Raw genomic sequence first — 505 nt, 5'->3', positions numbered from 1 at the left:
TCCGGGGGCATGGACATGACAAGCGACCAGAGGCGAAACGCCATGCCGATGGTCATGCCGGGCGGAATGGACAGGCGCACGGCAATCGCGAGAAGGGCGGCGATATAGACGAGATGCAGGGCCGGGTTCATGCCGCCACCTCCCGGCCCGGCTCGGTGGCATCTTCCGAGACAAGGCGCCGATAGACCGCCGTCAGGTGATCGATTGCCCCCTGTTTGGGGATGCCGCGCCACCGCGCGATATTGCGGACGCAGACGACTTCCCAGCCGGCAAGGCGCCCAAGATTGGCGTGCAGGTAGTCGACGACCTCCCCCCAGCCCTCGGGAGCCTCTTTGAGCCTCTTGCCGCTACTCATCCAGGCAGGTTTCGCTTTCTGCCCCTTGCGCGGCTCGACGGGCGCAGGGTCCGCGCGGCCGGACAACACGTCGTCCCAGGTCATGCCCAGCGCGGCGACCATTTCGTGAGCCTTCAGCGCCGCAGACGAGCGTTCCCCGGACTCAGGCGA

At 66.9% G+C, this 505-nt stretch carries 1 protein-coding gene; it reads right to left on the bottom strand.

Annotated elements, in window-relative coordinates; translation table 11 throughout:
- Positions 1-127 precede the first annotated feature (127 nt).
- Positions 128-505: hypothetical protein (locus tag MUB46_RS24155; protein ID WP_261618533.1), on the bottom strand; the 378-nt coding region annotated here is incomplete at its 5' end.

It is taken from the genome of Microbaculum marinisediminis, assembly GCF_025397915.1.
GTDB lineage: Bacteria > Pseudomonadota > Alphaproteobacteria > Rhizobiales > Tepidamorphaceae > Microbaculum > Microbaculum marinisediminis.
This window is presented reverse-complemented; position numbering and strand designations above follow the sequence as displayed.